The sequence below is a fragment of the Clostridium sp. AF34-13 genome, from assembly GCF_003477845.1.
Classification (GTDB): domain Bacteria; phylum Bacillota; class Clostridia; order Lachnospirales; family Lachnospiraceae; genus Butyribacter; species Butyribacter intestini.
Genome location: NZ_QUEB01000012.1, coordinates 1 through 20,167, shown reverse-complemented (window position 1 = coordinate 20,167; position 20,167 = coordinate 1). Strand labels below are relative to the sequence as shown.

Genomic DNA, 20,167 nt, shown 5'->3' with positions numbered 1-20,167 from the left:
CCCATCACCCAAGGGTAATGAGGCTTTTCTTCGTATCTTACCAGACAATCAGCAATAGTAATTAAACAACATTCCGCTATAAAGCGAAGTGATATAGGAATAACCCACACCTTCTTTTGTGTAGTTTGGGTATGAGACAAGAAGTTTGTCTACATACTCCATAGGGTCAAGTTTTACACTCTCGCTTTTACCGAGCAGGCGTTTTGATAAATCCGAATCTGATGCAAAAAGCTTCTGCATATCTCCATCGTTAATCGCCTGAGTTGCAAGTGATTCATCTATTTTCATCGTGCCGTCTTCTTCAAATAAAAGACCACATGATTCCATCTCTGACTTGAACGGCTCGACAAGATATTTAAGTTCTGACGCAAGTTTTGATGTCTTGTTTGTTATCTTTGCGTACTCATCTGAGCCCTCTATCATATAATTGTAAGCATCTTTTACTTTATTTAGGCTCGTAAGTATCTTCTCACTGTCGGGTCTGTACCGGATACTGATACCGTCACCGTCAATATTTATTCCCTTTAATGATACCCTGAGTGCTTTTCCAATGGTAAATTCATTTGCCAGTGTACTCTTTTCTACGCCATCCATATAAAATTTTGAACTTGTTGCACTCTTTTCCTGCTCATTTAATCCAAAATAATCGACTATCCCCAGCTTTCCGTCACTGTTCCTGTCAGTGAGTGTAAATATCCTCTCGTCTCCGCTGTTTCCCGTTGCATCGGAAACAATACTCATCCTTACTCTGTCATCGCTATCATTTGGAACGACTCCAACATTCAGACCGATATTTGCTTTATTTATAAATGACGCAACTCCATTCATAACTTCCGCATTATCCGAGTCTTTTTTAATATTATACTGAAAATCATACATATCATCAAGAACACTTATCCTGAACTTGTATGTTCCCCCCGGAAGACTCTGGCTTGAACCATAAACCGGATTTCCAATGTTATACTGTGGAGTGGCAAGCTTCTCAACTTTAAGTGAAAACTCATCGGGAAGTTTTTCCTCGTCCTCATCTACTATTTCAACTCCGACTTTTTCAGGATCAGATGCATATGCTTTCTTCTTAGAAAAAACACCATCTGCTGAAGTGTCTGAAAGCTCTTTAAGTCCTGTCCCAAGAAGCATGGACGACTCTTTGACACCAAGTGCATATGACTGTTTTGCATCTGTAAGCCTAACCATATATATCGGAGATGTCTTTGTTTTTTTAGCAATCTGATTTACAACACTTCTAAGTTCTGATGCTTTGTGTGTATCATATTTAGTCAGCTCTTTTGGTCGATACTGCGTCATCAGATGATTATAAACAGCGGTATCCATCTCAAACATCCCCTTTCTTTTTCATTTACTATCTTCATTTTCCTTATTATAATAACTCAGATAAAAATTTTCATCTAAAAAATTGTACTCTTTTATAATATAACACAACTTTTATCATTTTTAAAGGGGGAGAGAAATTTATTTTATGGCTGAATGTAACAGTTCTGAAAATATCTGTAACTCACTTAACTATTACTCGGCAAACACTACTGTCCACAAACTGTGGACAGCAGGATTTTGGCAATGCTTCGCATCCTTAATTGCCAAAATCTTTATGTTCTTCTTTTTCCATACGATATTTTCAGTTCTGAAAATATCTGTAATTTACTTACTCGGCAAACACTACTTCTTCCAAAAACTTTGCAGCATCTCTTATGCAGTCCTGGCAGCTTCTTAAGACAACTCCTGTTTCCACACCTTTTAAGTCTTTGCAGCGTGTGGCTTTGTTCTGGTCAAGGAATTTTTTTAATATCTGTCTTGAATAACTGTATGTTTCACCTTTACTTACAGGATTTTCAAGGTCTCCGCAACTGTTTTTCATTCCTGCTACAACACACGCACCGGTAAGTGCACCGCAGGTTCCTTCCATGCCGCCCATTCCAAGTCCTAATGCTTCTGTTGCCTTGAACATTGTTTCCTCGTCCATTCCGACAAGGTCACAGTATGTGCAGGCAACCGCCTGTGCACAGTTATATCCTTTATTGTGTCTTTCTATTGTTTTCTCTACTCTTGTTTCCATGTCTTTGATTTCCTTTCTTTTATCTTTATTCTTTCTTCGCTACATATCCATCAGTCCTTTACCGCAAGTTCTGCAGGTGGTCTTGATATTATCTTGTTTACCGGAAGTATGCTGAGTATTATGTTTATTGCAAAAATAATGATTATCAGCAGCAGAACCGCCCACCACGGATATATCATTTTTATCTGAAGCGATGGCACTTGTGCCATAAATTTTATAATACTGCTTGTTATCAATGCCCCCGGCAGTACGGTGTATGCACAAAGCATCATCATTTCGAGTACATATGCCTGTAGTATGCTTCCCTTTTCTATTCCAAGAAGTCTGTAAACCGTCAGTTCTTCTATTCTCGAAACAGCATTTGATTTTATTGAAAAGTATATCATTATAAATGCAAGTACCGCAAGTGCGATTGTGACAATATTTTTTGTACCAACATTCATTTTACGCTTTTCCCTATATTTATTAAGCTGATTATTGTATTGGCATTTTACACTCGCCGTAAAATATTTTTTTCTGTAAGCTGATGCTTTTTTCTTTAAATATTTTATCGCACCGTCTACATCATCAGTATAAACATCAAATGACTTTGAATATGCATTATATGTAGTTCGTATATTTTCGCAGTCCTGCTCATTTGCAATATAATCTACATTTATATCATCATCGAAATACCCTACAATCTCAAATGTTCCATACCTCTGATCCGTAAACAAAAATGAACCCATCATCTTATCCTGATTATATATGGATTTTCTCGCAAGCACTTTTTTGCTTTCAAGCTTAGTATCTGATTTTATTCCACTGCCTTTTTTATCCGCATAAATCCGTTTCATCTCATCAAGTGAAGCAAGATTCATAGCAGAATATGAAAGACCTAGCAGTTTATTTTCTTCAACAAATATATCCGGTTCTCCTGTGTCGGACACTCCTGTTATCTTAAACTCAATCTGATTTGCCGGTGATATTATCGTTGTTCCGATAAAATCATCAACTTTTTTGTATAACGGTGCTATGGCACTGTCCGATTTCATAAAGTTTTCAAGCACCCATTTATCGACTACCGCTTCATCCCTGTTTTCCGGCATTTTTCCACATATAAGCGATGATTTTTTCAAATGTTTATTTGAAATAAACGAATATCCGCTAAGTTTTGCAACACTTCCCCCAAGCTGACTGTATCCGTTATATTTTACCGCCATATCGCAATTTGCAGAAATAAATATATCTGAATATTTGTTTTCCTGTTTTATTTTTCCGATAAAATCTTTCGCCGCTTTATTGAGCTGATCGTCAAAAACCCCCTCCACCGGACTTAACTGCACCGTAACAACATGAGAATCACTTTTCACAACACTCTGTTTATCTATCGACATACGATTTGTAAAATCCGCCGCACCTACGGATAACAGCACTGATACCATCAAAAGCGTTCCTATCATAAATGCCTGTTTTTTTCCGAGAAGTTTTAAATTTTCTCTCGCCATTTTTACTATCTCCCTAAACGGAAGCTTTGCAGTTCTGCCTGCTTTTGGCTTTTCAAGCGAATAATCTATCTCATCGACACTGCTTATGTCTATCTGTGGCTTTTTGTCATCCACCATCTGACAACCTGACTCCTCCCCTTCAAAGGCTATCTCTGTGTCAGAAAGATTTTGTATGTAGAGTTTTCCGTCTTTCCATGCAAAATTGAGCACTATCTTGTCAGTCTCATTTTTTATTTCATTCCCTTGATTTTCCTTATCTTGTGCAGCCACAGTTTTTATTTTTTCACTTATATTTTCTCCGGATATTATTTTACTATTTTCTTTATCCGCATTACCCTTTATCTGCCGGCTGTCCTTATATATATTTATCCTAAAATCATCATTTTCCATGCTCTCTTTTGAAAGCTCTCTTAAATATATATTAGAGTCGTCCGCCTTTTCATAGCTTTTTATAGCTTTATTTTTATAATCTTTCTTTACCTGTCCGTCCTGTATCTCGATTATCCTGTCAGCAAAAAATTTTGATATGCGTTTTTCGTGTGATACAACTATTACAAGACATTCCTTTGAGATATTTCTCAAAAGACTCATAGTGTTTATCGTGTTTTCTTCATCGAGATTTCCAGTCGGCTCATCGGCAAGTATTATTGATGGTGCTTTTACAAGTGCTCTTGCTATAGATACTCTCTGCTGCTGTCCACCTGAAAGTTCCGAGACAAGTTTCTTTTTGTAACGCCCCATATTTAAGGCATCCAGAACATACTCCGTCCGCTCCTGCTTCTCCTCATCCGTCATATCATAAACGCTAAGTGCAAGTTTTACATTATACTCAACAGAGTTATCCATCAAAAGATAATAATTTTGAAATATATATCCGAATTTGTCATTTCTTATTTTTTCTATCTTCTTTGGCGAATATCTGTTTACAGTCTCACCGTCATAATCTATCTCACCATCGGCAAACACATCAAGTCCGCCTATCGTATTTAAAAGCGTTGTTTTTCCCGAACCGCTCTCACCTAAGATTACGACAAGTCCATTATTTTCAAACTCCAGATTTATATCATTTAACACATGGAGTTCATTATTTTTTCCTTTATTAAAATATTTATTTAATTTTTTAACTCTGATCATCCTTCAAGCCTCCCTCCGGTACAATTCATGCCGATATTTGCAATCCGTTCTTCTGCCTGTTCAAACATCAATTCTTAATCATTCGTTGTACAAGTAACTTATTAAACGCTTTTACCGTAACACCACACAAGATAAGATTATACACTATAAAAATCAGATAAAATGGTATCGTATAATAGGCAAGCATATCAATCATTACACGGCTGCCGCACAATGCGATAATATTTGCCGCCACTATCACAAAAACAATCGTGACCGCACAATACGAAAACATTTCCATAATACTTATCTTGTTTATCGTATTCAACTTCATACCTATAAATTTAAGTACAAAATAATCTTTAATCTTAATCTTCATGAGTGAACGAAGAATAAAGATTTCAAGTATAATAAGCATTACAAGAACTCCAAGTGCTATTCCAAGTGTTACAAGCCGCTCTGATACTTTTTCATCATTATATTCTCCAAGTGACATTCTATAGGCACTTACAGCCTCATAATTTTTATCAAGCTTTTCAATACTTTTTATAACTTTATCCGTCTTTGCATAATTGCTGATATAAACCGCTGCCTGATTGCTCTCATTCTTGAAATACTTATAATAAAGATGCTTTGAGATTTCTATAAACCTGTCCGAATAATCAGTCACTTCTTTTGTCACTTCAAGCACAAGCTTATCACTCTCTCCTGTCAGCTCACCATTTTTATCTTTTTTGGTTATGGTAAGTCTGTCTGTTCCCATCATCGCAGTTGCATCTTCATCGTATGTTTCATCATAAGTACCTAAATTATTTAATGTAACCTGTGTATTGCATGAAGCTCTTGCTTTTTCGCCGGATGGCACTCCATTTCTATAATCATAATCTTTGTCTTTTGTGTCCTCATCCTCAGTCATGTCCGCACTACTGTCATACAGGTTGTCCCTTGTTTCACTGTATATCGGAATCAATTTGTAACTTCCCTGATAACTGTCTGTCTTTGTATCATACATAAAATCAATCTTAAATTTTGCCCCATCATCTGATGACGAAAGCATATTACAAAGACTTTCTGCAAAATATGCCTGCTCTGTCTCTTCCTTAAGGCAACCTGTAATTTTCATATCCTCGTAGTAATATCCGTCCATTCCCCAAATGTTTTTTGCCGTAAAATAAAACCTCTTCGTCGTTCCGACTACTGAACTGTCCTTTGAATATACGACAACCTCGTTGTTTTTCTTTGGAAGACTTCCTTTCACAAGGTCTGATTTTGTAATGCAGCTAACCGACCTCATAAACTTATTTTTTTTGATAAAATTAACATTCATATCCTGTTTTACAGCTTTTTTAATACCTTTTGCAAATGTCCAGTTGTTCTCCGACTGTGTACGGATGCTATATGAAGATGATGAATCATCCGGATCCAATGCACCATATGATGAACCATCTGACTCTACCGCACCATATGAATATTTATAATCCTTTCCCTCCTCGCAGTAATAATTTATATCATCTGCCTTGTCGCATATATCTGTATTTTTTACATATTTTATCTTATTCAGTTTTTCTATATCACTCTTATTAAAAGATGTTCCGTCTTTTTTCCTTACGGATATTCTCGTCTTATCACCATTATAATAAACTGAATCGTCATATTTTTTTGTTGATGAATCATCAATATTGGAATATATCTGACCTAAAAACAAGAATGATGCAGTTGAAACAACCATAAAAAACACTATAAACAACAGCCCTCTTAATTTTTGGGTAGAAAAGTTTTTCCACGCAAAATACCTTGCGATGCTGTTTTCTTCTTTCCTCTTTTGATTTAAATCTGCCTGTGTGTTTTTCGGCTGATTTCCTAATTTTTCCCCGGCATCCGCATTTTTATCATCACTCGGCTGTTCAGCTTTATAATTTATCCTCTTATCCGTATTTACTGCCACATCAAGCACTATCTCACCATCATGTATCTTAACCTTTCTCGTCACATAGTCCTGTGCCTGTTCATAATTGTGAGTTACCATGATAACAAGTTTTTCTTTTGATAATTCAGCCAAAAGTTTTATTATCTGAAGTCCAGTCTCGCTGTCAAGGTTTCCTGTCGGCTCATCCGCCATGATAATATCCGTCTCTTTTGCAAGTGCTCTTGCGATGGCAAGTCTCTGTTTCTGACCGCTTGAAAGTTTTGAAGCCCTGCTTTTCTCAAAACCTTTCAGTCCGACTTTCTCAAGATATTTTAACGCCTTTTTCTCTGCTTTCTTCTCGCCGACACCGAGTATAAGGAGTGCACTTATCATATTGTCGAGTACGGTATAATGACCTATAAGATTGTAATTCTGGAAGACAAAGCCTATCTTATTTCGGCGGTACGCTTCCCAGTCGTCATCATCATATTGGAATGTAGGCTGTCCATTGACATACATCTCGCCCTCGTCGTATGTATCAATACCACTTATCACATTTAAAAGCGTCGTCTTTCCACTGCCACTCTCTCCGGTAATGGCAACAAACTCACCTTTTGAAAATTCAAGATTTACATTTCTGAGTGCCTGTGTGACCGATGACTCAGAATAGTAATATTTGTATATATTCTCTAATCTTATCATTTTACTCCTCCCCTTTTTTCATTATGCTTTTTTGTGTTTGTAAAACTGTCATAATCAATGATTAACACAGCATATAATCAATTCAGCAAACAACCTGCTTATTTATTTATAACGATATATAAGCTGACTTTGACGCAATATATATCCACAAAATATTGCTGCAATCAATACAAAACATTTGAAATCTAAATCTATCATATCATTTCTTACATTTATAAAAAGCCACAGAAATCAGTGCTGTTTTGTGCAATTTGTTATACAATTTGAATATAAAATAGCAAAGCAATTCTCATTGGCATTACATTACTAGCATTTTACTACATTAAAAAAGAAGCAGCACGAAAAAAACCGCACTGCTTCTTTTTTATTCTTTATACTAATATCTTTTGCCCTCTTCACTTTTACCTAAAAATCTCATTGCACTTTGTATATCATCATCACTATAAGATTTTTTTGCATATATGTGAAGACCATTTTTCCTTCTACATTCAGGACATACAGAACCAAAATCTATGGTTTTTCCACATATCTGACAATGAATTGGTGTAATATTTTCCCCTTCTTTATACTGAATACGACCTTCTTTTATCCATCTGCGGACTTTTGAAACAGGTATTCCAAAATGTTCTGCAACATCTATTTCTTTTACTTCATTTTCCCGGATATAATCTTTTACTTCCGCAAACAAATTCAAATCCTTGCACTCCGGACAAAGGTCATCCTTATACACCTTATTTAATATACGACCACACTGTGCACATTCATGCACATTTTCATCCAGCTTTTTCTTAAAGTCTTTTCTGTCAAGTGTCATGTGCAATCCCTCCAATTCATCTGCTGTATAGTATATGCAGACAATGACATACCTTATAGATGTAACATTACGGTCTGCAATAAAACAAATCTAAATGTTATGATTATTTACCTAAAAACTCCTTGCCCCCCATATACGGTCTGAGTGCCTCAGGAATACGGACATTTCCATCTGCCTGAAGATTGTTCTCAAGAAATGCGATAAGCATTCTAGGTGGTGCAACAACCGTATTGTTGAGGGTGTGTGCAAAGTATTTTTCACCATTCTCGCCACGAACACGAATCTGAAGGCGGCGTGCCTGTGCATCACCAAGATTTGAACAGCTTCCAACCTCGAAGTATTTCTTCTGACGAGGTGACCATGCTTCAACATCAATAGATTTAACCTTAAGGTCTGCAAGATCTCCTGAACAGCACTCAAGTGTGCGAACAGGAATATCAAGACTTCTGAACAGGTCAACCGTATTCTGCCATAATTTATCAAACCACATCTTGCTTTCTTCAGGTTTACATACAACTATCATTTCCTGCTTTTCAAACTGATGTATACGGTAAACTCCACGCTCCTCTATACCATGAGCACCTTTCTCTTTTCTGAAACATGGTGAATAGCTTGTAAGAGTCTTTGGAAGCTCTTTCTCATCAACAATAGTGTCGATAAATTTACCGATCATTGAATGTTCACTTGTTCCGATGAGGTATAAATCTTCTCCCTCGATCTTATACATCATGGCATCCATCTCAGCAAAGCTCATAACACCGGTAACTACATTACTTCTAATCATAAATGGTGGTATGCAATATGTGAATCCTCTGTCAATCATAAAATCTCTGGCATATGAAATAACTGCTGAATGAAGTCTTGCAATATCTCCCATAAGATAATAGAAACCGTTTCCTGCAACTTTTCCTGCTGCATCAAGGTCTATACCATCAAATTTTTCCATAATCTCTGTATGATATGGCACTTCAAAATCAGGAACAACAGGCTCACCAAATTTCTCAATCTCAACATTTTCGCTGTCGTCTTTACCTATAGGAACACTAGGATCGATAATGTTTGGAATGACCATCATTCTCTCTTTTACTTTTTCCTGATACTCTTTTTCAAGTTCTTCTAACTCCGCAAGTTTTTCAGCATTCTTTGAAACTTCTGCTTTCTTTGCCTCAGCTTCTTCTTTCTTACCCTGAGCCATAAGTGCACCGATTTCTTTTGAAATTGATTTTCTTGAAGCACGGAGTGCATCTGCATCCTGCTTTGCCTGTCTTGACTTAGCATCGAACTCTATAACTTCATCTACTAAAGGAAGTTTGTCATCCTGAAATTTGTTTTTAATATTCTGCTTTACAATATCCGGATTTTCTCTCAGAAATTTTATGTCTATCATTTTTTATCTCCTTTTACTTCTTTTGTCATTTTAATAGTCATAATCATACGGCTTTTCAAAGCTAAATTTTAAAGCCGTTTATAAACGAATTTCGCTGCCGGCTGCATCATGGTTAAATGTCACCCGACATCCATTTTATTTTACACATATTATCGAAATATTGCAACCTGAAACATTGACTGTCATACCACAGATGTAAACAGCACAAATATTTTTCTTTCCGACCGCACCATTATAAACAAGTCCCAACCGCTTATTGCTCTATTCTGTAAAAGCCGGAACCCATTTATAAAATTACAGCTCTTATAAATTTGACAGAAAACATTTTTCAAATACATTTGCCCTGACTGCACCGTAATACATATCACCCTCAAACATCTCGCAGCCTATCTTTTTGGCAAATTCCTCATGCATAGGTGTGTGTATTCCTCCACAGGTAACTGTTAGTCCAAGACTCTTTGCCATCTCAACGGTCTTACTCAATATAATGCACTCTTTCTCCGATGTCATGTATTCATTGAAATACTCTCCGTGGAATTTGATTCCCGTTACATTTAACTTTCTGATAGAGTGGATAGCCGTGTGGTCTGTTCCAAATCTGCTTATAACTACATTGTAACCCCTGCCGCACAGCTTCTCTATTGCCATTTCAAGCACCGTTGTCATGTCCGCAAGATACCTCTCCTGAATTTCTATGATAACATCCTTTGGTTCAAGTCCGTTCTTTTCAACAACAATATCATCTATTTTTCTGACAACATTGTGTATTGAAAGCTCGCTCGCCGTCATTTCTATTGAAAACGGCACGATTTTGTTTCCAAGTTTTTTCCATGCCCCGACGCTGCAGCATACGGTCGATAAAGTAGCCAATGCAAAACTGCTCAGTCTTCCGCCACGCTCGATAAGTCTTGTCAATTCATCAGATTCAAGGACATGACCATCCTTTAACTGTACTCTTGGAACAGCCTTGCAGCCGACAATCTTTTCCCTGTCACCTTTTATTCTAGGCATATAGCATATCTCTATATCATTATTTCTTACCGCATCATAAACTTCACTTATTGTTTCTTCTTCCTTGAACTGCTCACTCTTAAGGTCATCGGTATATATCGCATAATGGTTTCCACGAAGCCCTTTTATACTTCTTCTTGCCATATCTGCCTTTTCAAGCATTTCAAGCAGTTCACAGTCTGACTCCTGAACAAGATAAATTCCCGTGGTAGTTCCAAACTCTATATTTACATCCTTTTCTTCTTCCTCAGCAACATTTCTTGCTCTTACCATCTCGGACATCATACGCAGAAGCTCTTTGTGACTCTCATATTTTGTGAGCAATACAAAATAATCTCCGTCAACTCGTGAGCAAACACCCTCTTTTGCAAGATTGTTGAGAAGTGTTTTTGAGAATTCTTCCAAAATCCTGTTGCTTATTGAAAAACCATAATGATGGCTGAATTTTCTAAACTCATTTATATCGGCACATACAAGTGCATAATGCTCTTTTTCTTTTCTCTCACTAAGAATTTTTTCTGCCTTATTCATAAATGAAGCATACGGCATAAGTGATGTAATATTATCCTCAGCCTGTGCCTGTGCTGACTTAGCCATATTTACAAGCTTGTTGCGCTCTGAAATCTCTTCTCTCTCATGGTCGAGTCTTGATGAAATTTCTTCGGCATTATCTACAAGTCTGGTAACCGTATAAATTTTATCCGGCTTATCATTACCATTATCAGATACAGACACGGCACATATCTCAACATTTCTAAACATTGAACTGTTATCTCTTACCCTGTATATATAGCGGCTGCTTCCGATATTTTCAATTCTGTTTTTTACATTCTTTTCAAATATCTTTGCATCATCCGGATGGAAAAGTTCAAGCATCTCAGGCATGTCATCCCATGTCCTTAAAAAGTTTTCTTTTGAAAAAGATTCGCCGAGACTTCCACTCCTCGTAAAAGTTTTATTATTTATGTCATATGTCCACATAGTCTCCTTTAGATACTCTGAGACATACTTAAATCTTCTGATATTCTCCTCAAACTCTGCCTCCATGCTTTTTCTGGATGTAACATCCATAAGAACACATAAATATACATCCTCACCGCTCTCATCATCAATCTTGCGGCCGTTCACATAAAGCCATTTTGTATTACCGGTCTTGCCAACGATGCGATGCTCAAAGCCAAGAAGACCATTGTTCTCGACAGTCGTTCCAAAAACACTCTTAACCATCTTCATGTCAGCAGGATAAATTATTTTATCACAGTAGTCTCCAAAATTTATATGAAATTCGGCTCTCGAATACCCTGACAACATATAATATCCGTCATTGGCATAAAGAATCTTCATGTCTTTCATACGGATTTTCAATACTCCTCCCGGAATACTGTTTGCGATAACATCAATCTCATGTTTTGCCTTAAACATATTTTCAACATTGTTCCTGGATTTTGTTATGTCCAGGCAGGAACAGAAAAATCTGTTTTCCGACATATGTAACAGGGTTTTCGCTGAAATTGAAAGCCATGCGGTAGTCCCATCTTTTCTTTTTACCCTACATTCAATGTTTACTGCACCGCCGGCTGCAAACTGTCTTGCTATAAGATTTTTAACTTTCTGTTTTTCTTCCGGCAGGATTACAGCCATAAGACTGTTTTTGAACTTCTCCTGAAACTCCTCTTTTGTGTATTGTAATATTGAATAAAATTTTTTACTTGCATATGTTATTTCCATTTCGCCGCCCGGCTTTGAAATAAAGAATGCACACTCTGACACCTCAATAAGCTTTTCAAAAATTTTTCCATCCATATTAATCCCCCTTATTCAAACCTAAGACACCTTTTCTTTTGATACAAACTTAAGTAGTATCTCCTTAAAATCATCAAGTTTTACCGGTTTAAACATCCAGCCGTTCATTCCCGCTTCTTTATATTCTCTCTCTACACCCGTAACCGCATTTGCGGTAAGTGCTATGATAGGAACATCTTTGCAATCTTGCGAAGCCATATTTCGTATTACTTTCGTGGTCTCAATGCCATCCATTTCAGGCATCATATGATCCATAAATATCATATCATATTTACGCTCTCTTTCAAGTGCCTTAATAATTGCACCGCCACTTGAAAACACCTCTGCCATAACACCCAGCTGCCTTAACTGAGTTACCGCAACTCTAAGATTAACCTTGTTGTCATCAACAATTGCAACTCTTATATTTTTAAACATATCACCCGAAACTTTCACGGCAGAATCCTGTTTTTTAAAATTTTCTTCCTTAATATTTCTATTCGTATTTCCTCTAACATCCCCGCTTTCTTGAGCTTTCTCAATGTTATTATCACTGACATCGACAGCCTTTTGTCTACTCTCAGGCTGATTATTTTCTTTATATGAACGAGACTTATCAACTTCAACATCTGCATTATCAAGCTTTATGAGCGAATTATCTGCATGACCATTTTTTAACAATTTTCCAATGGCATTAATATTATACCCGTCCAATTTTTCTTCAAATAAGACTCTGTAAATTTTGAACAAATCATAGGGCTTTCTTATATATAATCCCGGCATCTCGTTTTCTTCAAAAACAGTATAAAATTCAAGCAGAGCAATGTTTTTTATCTTTTTTAACAACTCCTTACTTGAAAATTTATTTTTAACCCTAAGATAAGCATTATAATTGTAAACAAACAATTTTTGTTCATCTGAATATATATTATACACTTCTCTGCCTATCTCGTCTATGGAATTAATACAAATAACATGTAGATTAAGCTGTTCAAAAATCTCTATCAAATGCGTTCTGCTGCTATAGTCATTTTCATATAAAAATATAGTCTTATTTCTGTACTTATCTGCTGCCTCCCGTCTCAACTCCTCGCTATCATCATTGCATATTCTCTGGTTAATCCTTGCCGTAAAACAGCTTCCAACATTGTACTCACTCCGGACTTCAATATCCCCACCCATAAGCTGTGCTATTTTTTTTGCAAGTGCCAGTCCCAGACCAGTTCCCTCACGCTTTCTGTTACGCATAGCATCAACCTGGCTGAACTGATTGAACAATTTGCCCATATCCTCTTTTTTAATACCTATACCGGTATCGCTAACGGCAAAACTCAGTTCAATATTGTTCTTATTGATCTGCTTTGAGCGTATATCAAGTTTAATCTTTCCCGAATCGGTAAATTTGACTGCATTGCTCAATATATTGATAAGGATCTGGTTAATCTTAGCATAGTCACCGTACATATATATTGGGATTCCTTCGGACATAGAAACCTCAAACTCAAGTTTTTTATCAAAAATCCTGGCAGAAATGACATTTTCAATCCCCTCTATAAATGAATCAAAACGATACTCAACAGGACAGAGTTCCATTTTGCCCGCATCTATCTTTGAAAAATCGAGTACATCATTTATAATGGACAACAATGACTCTGCTGCCGTCTGTATCGTTTCTACATATTCATGTTCAAGTGGTGTGAGTTCACATTTTTCAAGAATATCTGCCATACCGCATATTGCATTCATAGGTGTTCTTATCTCATGTGACATATTTGCAAGAAATGTTGACTTTGCTCTGTTTGCCTCCTCAGCAGCCTGTCTTGCCTCAATCTCCTTGTGGTTTGCCTGTCTGATAAGAATATTGTTTTGCAATGTCATCTGCATAATAAGACATCCTAATGCACTACTCGCACCTATAACTACAATTTCCGGATTAAGCATCTGTGTAAGCATAGCTGCAAAACTTAAAAGCATAAACCATATTGTGACAAGTTTATAACGGCGTTCTAAAATACTTTCTTTTGAAAATGCCTGCACAATAGCTGCTGCAAAGTAATAAACAGTACATACTATAAGAACCGGCATAAATGGTCCACGCCGGTATCCCTCACTGACCGAATAACTAAATAAGGCATCAGTAAAATAATCTGTCCATATCATAGCCTGCTCTATTATCGCAGGAATCGCCCAAAAAAGCATCTTTTTTCTTATGGTCTTTATATCTCGTGCCATTGATACTATATAAAAAAAGTACATACACGGTATCAAATGCTGAAAAGTATATCCAACCATCTGACCAAAATAATTAAGACCTGTCATATCCGGAAAATACTTTCTAAGAACTACTGTCGAAAACATATCTGTCACACAACTTGCCAGACAGATTATCTGAAAATATCCATATATTCTCCGTGAAAGTTTATTAAGTTCAGCAACCCTGTAATAATATATTATAAGAACTATTAACACAACTGATGATGCTATGTAAAAATCATAATTCCATTTCATTAAGAGTTTCCTCTCTTTCAAAAAAGTTTAACCCTTTTATATCCTTTTATATAATGATGCAAAATGTCTTTTGCCCCAACATCATATAAAATTCCATTCACACCTGGTATATTGTATCAATGATACAATACACTAATTACAATTCTAACATAACACAAGTCTTACATCAACGATTCGTATCACCCGTAGATGATAAATTTTTGGCGGTTTAATGTTGTCATATATATAGCATGACTTTATCCGTACTTCCGTCATTGATAAACCAGAATTCAGGTTTGACGCTGTCATATATGCATCATGGCACTCAACGGGCTGAACTTATTTTAAGTAATCACGCAAATTCTAATCACTGTTGTATAAGCCTGACAATCTGTGTCAGGCTTTAATTTCACCGACACATTTGTATAACAGTGCCTCGCATCCCTCTTTTACATCTCTGTATGTGTCATCAAAATTTCCCGTGTACCACGGGTCGGCAATATCCCTGCCACTTCCCGCAAATTCAAGAAGAAGCGACACCCTCCCATCCGGGTCACCGCCAAAAATACGCATCATATTCTTATAGTTCCACTTGTCCATTCCTATTATATAATCAAATTTGTTGTAGTCACTCTTTGTGACCTGCGATGCAAAATGCGGCTGCATCGGTATGCCAAGCTCGTTCATCTTGCGAACCGTGCCACGGTGCGGTGGATTGCCAATTTCCTCCGTGCTGGTTGCTTTTGAGTCGATGAAAAATTCATCGGCAAGACCGGCATGGTTTACCATGTCCTGAAAAACGAATTGTGCCATTGTGCTGCGGCAGATATTGCCGTGGCAGATGAATAATATTTTTATCATAGTTTTGTTTCTCCTTGTTTTGCCCCGGAAATGCCCTGTTTTGCGAGGCTTTCCGGGGTTATGATGAAATGCTCTGAAATTACAGATTGTAGCAAATTGGAGTAGAACCCTGCAAGTTGCTACTACCTGTTAGTAGTAAAATTGGTAGTACTAGGGAATGGGTTACTACTAAGGGTTTTTACCACAAACAGGACAACCGTCTCCTCTTCTAGTACGATTTGCAATAATTGCTTCCCACTCATGCCCTTCTTTACACTTCCACCACACTTTTTTATTACTTTGAGACTTAAATTCACATGGAAGCAAATTTCCATTTTTATTATAATTCCATTCACTAGCAATTTCTGGTCTTAATGTCTGCAAATCATTTTCCCCCTTAATAGCGTATCTTCCAGAACAATAGGGACATCCACTTCCCTTTGCCCTTGTTGATATTGTAGTTTGCCACGAATGATTTTTGCAGCATTTCCACCAAATGCGTTCACCACTATTTGACGAAAACATATATGGTGTCAACATTCCATTCTTTTCTGAATCCCACTCTACAACCAAATCAGCATACTTACTTCCAAAAGAATTATTTTTTATTTCTGTCTTATAATTTTCTTGTATATGAACTCTATCATTTTTCACATCAATTTCATTCGGAATTTTGATGTATTTACTAAGTTGCATAAACAGTGAACTATATGCCTCATTATTAAAACTATCATCTATTCGTAACATAACATCACATGAATTTTCTCTAGCATTACCGCCCTTTTCTTTTACTCGAATTAAAAAAATATCGTTCCTTTTACATTCAATATATTTTTTTACTTCTTTCTCCAATGCTTTATCAGATTCATGCCAAACACTTCCATCATACTCTATTCCCACATTAATTGATGGTATAAAAATATCAATTTCCATTCCATTAGGCAATACATCTGTACATCTATTTACCGCATCGGGATATATCTTTTTTACATAAAAATATATAGCCTGTTCAGGGAATGAAGTTCTTATACCAGAGTTGCATTTTGGGCATCCGTCTCCCCTACTTCTATTGCTAATCGATGTTTTCCACTCATGCCCCTTTTCACATTTCCACCAAACCTTTATTCCAGATTTACACGTATATTTTTGTGGAATTTTATTTCCATTTTTTTCATAATTCCATTCTTTTGCAATATATGGATTTATATGTGCTAAATCATTAAATCCCACCAACACTCTCTTGCCCGAGCAATATGGACATCCATCTCCTCGACTTCTATCAGAAATAGATGAACACCATTCATGCCCCTTTTTACATTTCCACCATATTTTTCTTGCACTATGCTCTTTAAAATCACTTGGTGTAAGCCTTCCATTTCTATCATAATTCCACTCTTTTAATAGTGGAGAATCGACCGACATTAAATCATTTTCGCCTTGAATAGCATATCGCCCAGAACAAAACGGACATCCACTTTCATTCACAGTTCTACTACTTATTACAGCTTGCCATTCATGACCTTTATCACATATCCACCAAACTTTATCAGAGCTACCAGCCTTCACCATATTTGGAGTTAATAATGTATTCTTTTCGTAATTCCATTCACTTATTAATTCCGGGTTAGTTGTGAGCAAATCTGTTTCTCCCTCTATAGGCAATAAACCAGAGCAATATGGACATCCCACATATTTATTGCCAGTTCTACTAGCAATTACTGCTTCCCATGAATGATTTCTTTTACATTTCCACCATACTCTTTCTCCACTTCTGACAATATAATTAGCAGGAGTTTTCTCTCCATTTTTCTCATAGTCCCATTCCGATGCAATATTAGGTTTTAATGTTGTTAGGTCATTATACCCTAGTAGTACCACTTTGTTAGCACATATAGGACACCCTCTTCCCTTTGTTCGATGATTAGGTGATGCACTCCACGAATGACCAAGTGAACACTTCCACCATACTTTTATTCCGCTACCTGCTTTTATTTCTTTTGGTGTTATAATATTCTTACTATAATCCCACTCTTTCAATAATTCAGGATTGGTTGTTTCCAAATCAGTCAACCCTACTATCGGAAGCTTGCCACTACAATAAGGACAACCAACTTTTTTCTGTCGATTATTCATTGAAGAGAGCCATTCATGTCCCTCTTTACATTTCCACCACACTTTTCTTTTTGACCAAATTGATATATTAATAGGCTCTACATCATTTCTCTCATAATTCCACTCTGATAATAATTCGGGCATATTGTCAATCCAGTTAATAGTTTTCTTAGCCATATCAATCCACCACCTTTTATCTAAGTATATATTATACTGGTGTTATCGTATAAATTCCACCAAAAAATAACGCTCCAGCCTAAGCCAGAGCGTCATCTCTTTTCCATATTAAACAACCTTAAACATTTTCTGTGACATCGGCTTCTCTTTCTTCTGTTCAACCTCCGCCTGCGCTTTCCTAAACTCTTCCATCCGCTTCAATTCTTCCTCAGCATCATCGAATCCGATATGCGTGTACACATTCATTATGACCGATATATCCGAATGCCCCATGAGGTACTGTAACATCTTTGGATTTATTCCCGATTTTGCCATATTCGAACAATACATATGTCGGCATACATGAGGTGTAATGTTAGGCATCTGCACCTTGTAAATCTCATTGTACCTGCCAAGCATACTCCTAAATCGGTGTTCCCAATGCATAGCCACAAGGGGCATTCCGTTCTTGTCAAGGAATAAAAATCCACTGCAGCCTTGCACCACCTTCTCCACCTTGTACTTAGATCTATCATCAATTATTGAGCGAAACATATCTGCTACTTCCTGGCTTATCGGCAACACCCTTGTTCCAGCTGTGGTCTTAGTGTCTTGAATGATATATTCCATTGCCGAAGTCCTAAGTAACTGATGGTCGATATTTACTGTATTATTCTTAAGGTCGATGTCCTTTAAGGTCAATCCACAGAATTCTGAAATTCGCATTCCTGTATGGAAAAGGATGTAGACAACCTCATAATATTTGCAGTATAAAAGATCGTCATGTACAAACCTTAAAAACTTTCTCATCTGATCTTTGGTAATTGCCTCTCTTGTGACCGAGTCATTAACCAGAACTGTTGCAAGTTCAAATCCGAATGGATTCTTGATGAGAACATCGTCATCCACTGCCATCTGTAAAGCAGGTCTAAGCACCCCTCGAATGGTATGGATAGAACTGTAACTCTTGCCATCCTCCTGTTGCAACTTGATTAAGAACAGCTTTGTATCTGATACTCGAATCTTGGAAATTAGTCCGAAGTTTCCTTCTCCTGTTTCTCCAACTCTGACTTATGGACATCCTGTCCAGAGGTTTCAATCTCCGCTTCCTGCTCTTTGACTCCCTCCAAAGTCTGCATAAAATCAGAAAGTCCAGTAAATCCAAAGGAATCCACAAAATGAGCACTGTTTTTCCCATTCTGATGCAGGGCCACAATATCACTGACAGACAGGGAATACCCTCTGTAATCTTCCGGGTGGTCTATATTGAATTTCTCATAGATTGCTTCCAGCATTTCGCCCTCTGTCTGCTCTTGCAGTTCAGAAAGCTCTCCTACATAAATCAGTTCATAATTTTCTGGCTTGATAGCATCAAAATTGTCCTTTGTAATACCCATACGCTTTAAAGACTCTGTGCTCTCAAACCGCAAATGAACTAATTCCGAATTATGCTTCAACTGATAAATACCGTACTTGTCAGAACTGCCGTACAAAAGCTTTGCTTCTTTATTTATTTCATTGTCCGAAAGTTCAGCCTGCATAGAACGAAGTTTTCTTTCATTTTCCCAATCACCTTTTTCAATGCCAAAAATTCCTTCATGCTCCGTAATCTGTTTTCTATCTTCTACCGTGGTTTCCGAACCGTCATTGTATAACAGATACACAGGTAAGTCATGGTCAAACAATTCCAATGCTTTCTCCTGCGTCAGTAGTAGCATTTCATTCCATGTATAATATCATTATTTAAATTCAAACCATTCCTGTTCATCACTTAAGGCACATAAATCTAAAACAATTTGTTTAATATCCATTAGTATGCTCCTTTACCCAACTTTTATTCCCAACCAAATTCATTATATCATGTTGGGAATAAAGTTGGGAATAAAAATAAAAAAACTTCAAAATATCTTATAAGTTTCTTCTTTTCCATTTGTCTTTTGTGGCATAGACTTTTCTGTTTCTCCTCCTGCAACCCTTGCTTTCATCGTTTCCAGCTTCGCCTTTAGGGATGTTCTTTCTGCAGGTGCATCTGCATATTGTCTGATGCCCTTATCCTGCCCTGTACCCACTGTTTTCTCTGCAAGCGGAATATTCTTCGCCTGACGGTCTGCGACCTCTTTTTCGCTCTCTGGAGCTTCCAGCTCATCATCCATATCCATCCCGTCACTGCCTTTTTCATCCATGTTAATAGCAAAGTGCCTTGTGGTACACATCCTGATACCTTACCTCTTTTAATTTCTCGTAGTTTCCGTAAGCGCAAAAAACTCAGGCGTACATTATAAAATAACTTAGCATA

The 20,167-nt window shown here is 36.9% G+C and carries 13 protein-coding genes; all 13 read right to left on the bottom strand.

The genetic code is table 11. From position 1 onward, the window contains the following. Window positions 1-48 precede the first annotated feature (48 nt). The 13 genes from DWZ63_RS10965 to DWZ63_RS10900 all read right to left on the bottom strand — a co-directional run bounded on the left by DWZ63_RS10965 (window position 49) and on the right by DWZ63_RS10900 (window position 20,084). Window positions 49-1,335 carry a hypothetical protein gene (locus DWZ63_RS10965; RefSeq protein ID WP_118499922.1) on the bottom strand — a complete coding sequence of 429 codons (1,287 nt, stop codon included), beginning with the start codon at window positions 1,333-1,335 and terminating at the stop codon, window positions 49-51. 328 nt (window positions 1,336-1,663) lie between these two features. After that, entirely contained in the window at window positions 1,664-2,074 is a 411-nt protein-coding gene (locus DWZ63_RS10960) for a C-GCAxxG-C-C family protein (protein ID WP_118499921.1), read from the bottom strand. A gap of 50 nt (window positions 2,075-2,124) precedes the next feature. Further along, a complete protein-coding gene (locus DWZ63_RS10955; protein ID WP_118499920.1) occupies window positions 2,125-4,695 on the bottom strand; it encodes an ABC transporter ATP-binding protein in 2,571 nt (856 codons plus the stop codon). Window positions 4,696-4,762: 67 nt separating this feature from the next. Then, a complete protein-coding gene (locus tag DWZ63_RS10950) occupies window positions 4,763-7,282 on the bottom strand; it encodes an ABC transporter ATP-binding protein (RefSeq protein WP_118499919.1) in 2,520 nt (839 codons plus the stop codon). A gap of 376 nt (window positions 7,283-7,658) precedes the next feature. Beyond that, window positions 7,659-8,096 carry a hypothetical protein gene (locus DWZ63_RS10945; RefSeq protein ID WP_055940621.1) on the bottom strand — a complete coding sequence of 146 codons (438 nt, stop codon included), beginning with the start codon at window positions 8,094-8,096 and terminating at the stop codon, window positions 7,659-7,661. A gap of 103 nt (window positions 8,097-8,199) precedes the next feature. After that, on the bottom strand, window positions 8,200-9,483 hold the full coding sequence (serS, locus tag DWZ63_RS10940) for a serine--tRNA ligase (RefSeq protein ID WP_022013093.1): 1,284 nt from the start codon (window positions 9,481-9,483) through the stop codon (window positions 8,200-8,202). Between the two features lie 303 nt (window positions 9,484-9,786). After that, window positions 9,787-12,297 carry an EAL domain-containing protein gene (locus DWZ63_RS10935; protein ID WP_118499918.1) on the bottom strand — a complete coding sequence of 837 codons (2,511 nt, stop codon included), beginning with the start codon at window positions 12,295-12,297 and terminating at the stop codon, window positions 9,787-9,789. A 21-nt stretch (window positions 12,298-12,318) separates the two neighbouring features. Further along, window positions 12,319-14,784, bottom strand: coding sequence for an ATP-binding protein (locus DWZ63_RS10930; protein WP_118499917.1), 2,466 nt, complete (start codon window positions 14,782-14,784; stop codon window positions 12,319-12,321). Window positions 14,785-15,159: 375 nt separating this feature from the next. Then, entirely contained in the window at window positions 15,160-15,624 is a 465-nt protein-coding gene (locus DWZ63_RS10925) for a low molecular weight protein-tyrosine-phosphatase (protein ID WP_118499916.1), read from the bottom strand. Window positions 15,625-15,792: 168 nt separating this feature from the next. Beyond that, a complete protein-coding gene (locus tag DWZ63_RS10920; RefSeq protein ID WP_118499915.1) occupies window positions 15,793-17,892 on the bottom strand; it encodes a zinc-ribbon domain-containing protein in 2,100 nt (699 codons plus the stop codon). 108 nt (window positions 17,893-18,000) lie between these two features. Continuing rightward, a complete protein-coding gene (locus DWZ63_RS10915; RefSeq protein ID WP_347474846.1) occupies window positions 18,001-18,786 on the bottom strand; it encodes a site-specific integrase in 786 nt (261 codons plus the stop codon). Between the two features lie 116 nt (window positions 18,787-18,902). Then, window positions 18,903-19,562: a YodL domain-containing protein gene (locus DWZ63_RS10910; RefSeq protein WP_347474845.1), complete on the bottom strand. Its 660-nt coding sequence runs from the start codon at window positions 19,560-19,562 to the stop codon at window positions 18,903-18,905. Between the two features lie 207 nt (window positions 19,563-19,769). Next, window positions 19,770-20,084 (bottom strand): hypothetical protein, encoded by a 315-nt coding sequence (locus tag DWZ63_RS10900; RefSeq protein WP_118499913.1) that lies wholly within the window; start codon window positions 20,082-20,084, stop codon window positions 19,770-19,772. Between the last annotated feature and the right edge of the window lie 83 nt (window positions 20,085-20,167).

Bases quoted from the DNA above. Each gene is read 5' to 3' on its own strand.
- DWZ63_RS10965 (WP_118499922.1), bottom strand. From the start codon at position 1,335: ATGGATACCGCTGTTTATAATCATCTGATGACGCAGTATCGACCAAAA.
- DWZ63_RS10960 (WP_118499921.1), bottom strand. From the start codon at position 2,074: ATGGAAACAAGAGTAGAGAAAACAATAGAAAGACACAATAAAGGATAT.
- DWZ63_RS10955 (WP_118499920.1), bottom strand. From the start codon at position 4,695: ATGATCAGAGTTAAAAAATTAAATAAATATTTTAATAAAGGAAAAAAT.
- DWZ63_RS10950 (WP_118499919.1), bottom strand. From the start codon at position 7,282: ATGATAAGATTAGAGAATATATACAAATATTACTATTCTGAGTCATCG.
- DWZ63_RS10945 (WP_055940621.1), bottom strand. From the start codon at position 8,096: ATGACACTTGACAGAAAAGACTTTAAGAAAAAGCTGGATGAAAATGTG.
- serS (WP_022013093.1), bottom strand. From the start codon at position 9,483: ATGATAGACATAAAATTTCTGAGAGAAAATCCGGATATTGTAAAGCAG.
- DWZ63_RS10935 (WP_118499918.1), bottom strand. From the start codon at position 12,297: ATGGATGGAAAAATTTTTGAAAAGCTTATTGAGGTGTCAGAGTGTGCA.
- DWZ63_RS10930 (WP_118499917.1), bottom strand. From the start codon at position 14,784: ATGAAATGGAATTATGATTTTTACATAGCATCATCAGTTGTGTTAATA.
- DWZ63_RS10925 (WP_118499916.1), bottom strand. From the start codon at position 15,624: ATGATAAAAATATTATTCATCTGCCACGGCAATATCTGCCGCAGCACA.
- DWZ63_RS10920 (WP_118499915.1), bottom strand. From the start codon at position 17,892: ATGGCTAAGAAAACTATTAACTGGATTGACAATATGCCCGAATTATTA.
- DWZ63_RS10915 (WP_347474846.1), bottom strand. From the start codon at position 18,786: ATGGCAGTGGATGACGATGTTCTCATCAAGAATCCATTCGGATTTGAA.
- DWZ63_RS10900 (WP_118499913.1), bottom strand. From the start codon at position 20,084: ATGTGTACCACAAGGCACTTTGCTATTAACATGGATGAAAAAGGCAGT.